This window comes from Micromonospora sp. NPDC049580, from assembly GCF_040675595.1.
In the GTDB taxonomy this organism is placed as follows: Bacteria; Actinomycetota; Actinomycetes; order Mycobacteriales; family Micromonosporaceae; genus Micromonospora.
On the sequence record NZ_JBFAPG010000477.1, the window covers coordinates 1 to 4,893 of the forward strand.

Here is a 4,893-nt window from a genome sequence, read left to right on the forward strand (position 1 = left end):
CCCAACAGGGGTGGCCTTTTCTGCGTTTCCCCGACTCCGCGCCGCTGATATCGGGCGCTTCCGCAGTTGCGGACACCCGATATCCGGGAAGGCGCGTCGCTCAACGAGGTCACACCGCCGGGCGGGCGCGGATCAGTCGCGGGTCTGCATGTCCCCGCGAAGGTCGCGGAACAGGGCGCCGGCGTCGGTCACCGACCTACCGGGGAACATCGCCATCACGACGCTGCCGTGGTCCGCCCAGCCGCACACCGCGAAGTCGCCGCCGTCGCCACTGGTGCTGCCGCACTTCATCACGCCACCCAGGTCGCCCGCGGGCACCTCGCGCAGGCCGGTCACCGCGCCGGTCTCGTCGGACATCAGGCCGAAGAGGCTGTCCAGGTCGCGTTCGGGCTGCCAGAGCAGCGTGGTGCCGCCGAAGATCAGCACCGAACGCTTGTCGTCGGCGGGGTCGCGGTAGACGGTGCCGAAACTGCGGTCCAGCTCGATGTCGGCGGCCAGGCCGCTGCGTAGATAGTCCGCCGTGCTCTTGGCCCGCTCGCTGTCGTCCCGGGTCAACCCCGCCACCTGATCGGGTGAATTCAGCCGGGTGTCCTTCTGCTGCGCCACGCGCCACCCGCCGACCCCCAGTACGCCCGCACCCGCGAGACCCACGACCAGCGCTACCGCCCAACCGATCTTGCGGCGCCGGGACCAGCCGCCGGAGCGCTCGTCGGGGTCGCCCCCGGTGTCCCGGGTGCTCAGCTGGATGGGCTCCTCGGTCAGTTCGACCGGCTCGCGACTGTCGTCGAGCGAACGTTCGGTGAGATGTGCGTCGGACATAGCCGACACCGTACGCGAACGGCAGGTGGCGCACGTCAGGTCCGCGGAAGCCCTCCGTAGACTTGTCAGGTGACCGAGAGACTGGATGCCCGACGCCCCGACGCCCCGACCCTCGCCGGCCAGTACCAGCCCGGCGAGGTAGAGCAGCGACGGTACGAGCAGTGGGTAGCCGCTGGGCACTTCCGGGCCTCCGCCGACAGCGACAAGCCCCCCTTCACCATCGTCATCCCGCCGCCGAACGTCACCGGCTCGCTGCACATGGGCCACGCGTTCGAGCACACGCTCATGGACGCGTTGACCCGGCGGAAGCGGATGCAGGGCTTCGAGGCGCTGTGGCTGCCCGGCATGGACCATGCCGGCATCGCCACCCAGAACCTGGTCGAGCGTCAGCTCGCCGCCGAGGGCCTTTCCCGACACGACCTCGGCCGGGAGAAGTTCGTCGAGCGGGTCTGGCAGTGGAAGGCCGAGTCCGGCGGTGCCATCCTCGGCCAGATGCGCCGCCTCGGCGACTCCGTGGACTGGGACCGTGAGCGCTTCACCATGGACGCGGGGCTGAGCCGCGCCGTCCAGACGATCTTCAAGAAGCTCTTCGACGACGGCCTCATCTACCGAGCCAACCGGATCATCAACTGGTGCCCGCGCTGCCTCACCGCGCTCTCCGACATCGAGGTCGAGCACACCGACGACGACGGTGAGCTGATCTCCATCCGCTACAGCGACGAGGTCGTGGTGGCCACCACCCGGGCCGAGACGATGCTCGGCGACACCGCCGTCGCGGTGCACCCCGACGACGAGCGCTACCAGCACCTGATCGGCACCGAGGTCGAGCTGCCGCTCACCGGCCGGCGGATCCCGATCGTCGCCGACGCGCACGTCGACCCGAGCTTCGGCACCGGCATGGTGAAGGTGACGCCCGCGCACGACCCGAACGACTTCGAGATCGGCCAGCGCCACGACCTGCCCGCGCTGACCGTGATGGACGAGCGCGGTGTGATCACCGTGCCTGGCCCGTTCGAGGGGCTGGACCGGTTCGAGGCGCGGCCGGCGATCGTGGCCGCGCTGCGGGAGCAGGGCCGGATCGTCGCCGAGAAGCGGCCGTACGTGCACGCGGTCGGGCACTGCTCGCGCTGCAAGACGACTGTCGAGCCGCGGCTGTCGCTGCAGTGGTTCGTCAACACCGCCCCGCTCGCGCAGGCCGCCGGCGACGCGGTCCGCGGCGGCCGGGTGCGCATCGAGCCGGCCGAGCTGGCCAAGCGCTACTTCGCCTGGGTCGACAACATGCACGACTGGTGCATCTCCCGCCAGCTGTGGTGGGGGCACCGCATCCCGGTCTGGTACGGCCCGGCGGGCGAGATCGTCTGCGTCGGCCCCGACGAGGAGGCCCCGACCGGCGAGGGCTGGCACCAGGACGAGGACGTCCTGGACACCTGGTTCTCCAGCGGCCTGTGGCCGTTCTCCACCCTGGGCTGGCCCGAAGAGACCCCGGACCTGGCGAAGTTCTACCCGACCAGCGTGCTGGTCACCGGGTACGACATCCTGTTCTTCTGGGTGGCCCGGATGATGATGTTCGGCCTGTACGCGATGGACGGCCGGCCGCCCTTCGACGTGGTCGCGCTGCACGGCATGGTGCGTGACCAGTTCGGCAAGAAGATGTCGAAGTCGTTCGGCAACGTGGTCGACCCGCTGGACTGGATCGACAGGTACGGTGCCGACGCCACCCGGTTCACCCTGGCGCGGGGTGCGAACCCCGGTCAGGACGTCCCGGTCAGCGAAGAGTGGTGCCAGGGCTCGCGCAACTTCTGCAACAAGCTCTGGAACGCCACCCGGTTCGCCCTGATGAACGGCGCGCACACCACGGGCGACCTGCCGCCGGTCGAGCAGCTCTCCACCGTCGACAGGTGGATCCTGTCCCGGCTGGCGCACGTCACCGCCGAGGTCGACGAGCAGTTCGAGGCGTACGAGTTTGCCAAGGTGTGCGACCTGCTCTACCACTTCGCCTGGGACGACGTCTGCGACTGGTACGTCGAGCTGAGCAAGCCGGTGCTCGCCGAGGGCGGCGAGCGGGCCGACGCCACCCGGCGGGTGCTCGGGCACGTGCTCGACCAGCTGCTGCGGCTGCTGCACCCGGTCATCCCGTTCGTCACCGAGGAGCTGTGGCTCGCGCTGACCGGCGGCGAGACGGTGCAGGCCGCCGCCTGGCCGGTGGCCGACCGGTCGCTGGTCGACGACGCCGCCGAGGCTGAGCTGGCCGCCGTGCAGCGGGTGGTCACCGAGATCCGCCGGTTCCGTTCCGACCAGGGGCTGCGCCCGACGCAGCGGGTGGCCGCCCGCCTGGACGGGCTGGCCGGGGCCGGCATCGCGGCCCACGAGCCGCTGATCAGGTCGCTGGTCCGGCTGGACGCGGCCGGTGACGACTTCCAGGCCAGCGCGACGCTGGCCATGCCCGGCGCGGTCGGTGTCGCGTTGGACACCCGGGGGTCGATCGACGTGGCCGCCGAGCGGGCCCGGCTGACCAAGGACCGCGCGGCCGCCGAGAAGGAGGTCGCGCAGGCCCGAGCGAAGCTCGACAACCCTGCCTTCATCGGCAAGGCCCCCGAGCCGGTCGTCGCGAAGATCCGCGACCGGCTCGCCACCGCCGAGGCCGACCTGGTCCGGATCGACGCTGCTCTGGAGACACTGCCCTCGTGACCGACCGTACCGATTTCGCCGCCGCCGAAGCCGAGCTGAACGCCCGCGGCTTCACCCGCATGGTCTTCGAGCTGGACCGCATCGAGTCGCTGCTCGACCTGCTCGGCAGCCCGCAGCGGGCGTACCCGGCGATCCACCTGACCGGCACCAACGGCAAGACGTCCACCGCGCGGATGATCGACTCGCTGCTGCGGGCGTTCGGGCTGCACACCGGCCGGTACACGAGCCCGCACCTGGAGACCGTGCGGGAGCGGATCAGCCTGGACGGCGAGCCGGTCAGCGAGGAGCGGTTCGCCGCGGTGTACCGGGAGATCAAGCCGCTGGCGGAGCTGGTCGACGCCCGGTCGGACGAGCCGCTGACGTACTTCGACATGACCACCGCGCTGGCGTTCGCCACGTTCGCCGACGCGCCTGTCGACATCGCCGTGGTCGAGGTGGGACTCGGCGGCGCCGAGGACGCCACGAACGTCATCCAGGCCGGGGTGTGCGTGATCACCCCGATCGGCCTGGACCACACCGAGTGGCTCGGCGACACCCTCCAGGACATCGCGCTGGCGAAGGCCGGCATCATCCACCCGGGCGCCACGGTGATCGCGGCGGCGCAGGAGGAGGAGGCCGCGCGGCCACTCCTCGACCGCTGTGCCGAGGTGGGCGCCACCATCGCCCGGGAGGGCGCCGAGTTCGGCGTGCTGGGCCGGGCTGTCGCGGTCGGCGGGCAGGTGCTCAGCCTCCAAGGCCTGGGCGGCATCTACGACGACATCTTCATTCCGCTGCACGGCGCGCACCAGGCGCAGAACGCCGCGGTGGCGCTCGCCGCCGTGGAGGCGTTCCTGGGCGCCGGGAGCCGACGGCAGTTGGACGTCGACGCGGTCCGGGAGGCCTTCGCCTCGACCAGTTCCCCCGGGCGGCTGGAGCGGGTACGCAACGCGCCGACCATCCTGCTGGACGGCGCGCACAATCCGCACGGCATGGCCGCCACCGTGACCGCACTCCAGGAGGAGTTCGCGTTCAGCAAGCTGGTGGCGGTGGTCGGCGTACTCGCCGACAAGGACGCGGAAGCCCTGTTGGAGTTGCTGGAGCCGGTGGTCGACCAGGTGGTGGTCACCCGTAACAGCTCGCCGCGGGCGATGCCGACGGCGGAGCTCGCCGCGCTGGCCGAGGAGGTCTTCGGCGAGGAGCGGGTGGAGTCGGCCGAGGAGTTGCCGGACGCGATCGAGCTGGCGGTCGCGCTGGCCGAGGAGGACGTCCCCGGAGAGCTCAGCGGCGTCGGGGTCCTGGTGACCGGTTCGGTGGTCACGGTGGCCGACGCCCGCCGGCTGTTGAAGCGATGACCGGCCCCGAGCGCGGCCCACGCGCCACCGACGACCCGACCGGCCCGTCGGGCGG

At 71.4% G+C, this 4,893-nt stretch carries 3 protein-coding genes; 2 read left to right on the top strand and 1 reads right to left on the bottom strand.

The features are described 5' to 3' along the window. Positions 1-132 precede the first annotated feature (132 nt). Positions 133-819, bottom strand: coding sequence for a hypothetical protein (locus AB0J68_RS27225; RefSeq protein WP_354862418.1), 687 nt, complete (start codon positions 817-819; stop codon positions 133-135). A 69-nt stretch (positions 820-888) separates the two neighbouring features. Here AB0J68_RS27225 and AB0J68_RS27230 point away from each other — a divergent pair, with 69 nt between their 5' ends. Beyond that, complete coding sequence (locus AB0J68_RS27230) at positions 889-3,507, top strand: valine--tRNA ligase (protein ID WP_354862416.1); 2,619 nt, start codon at positions 889-891, stop codon at positions 3,505-3,507. Then, entirely contained in the window at positions 3,504-4,838 is a 1,335-nt protein-coding gene (locus AB0J68_RS27235; RefSeq protein WP_354862415.1) for a folylpolyglutamate synthase/dihydrofolate synthase family protein, read from the top strand. The genes AB0J68_RS27230 and AB0J68_RS27235 overlap by 4 nt, the downstream gene beginning before the upstream one ends. The last annotated feature ends 55 nt before the right edge of the window (positions 4,839-4,893 follow it).

Excerpts from the sequence above, each read along its gene's own strand:
- AB0J68_RS27225 (WP_354862418.1), bottom strand. The coding sequence starts at position 819 with ATGTCCGACGCACATCTCACCGAACGTTCGCTCGACGACAGTCGCGAG.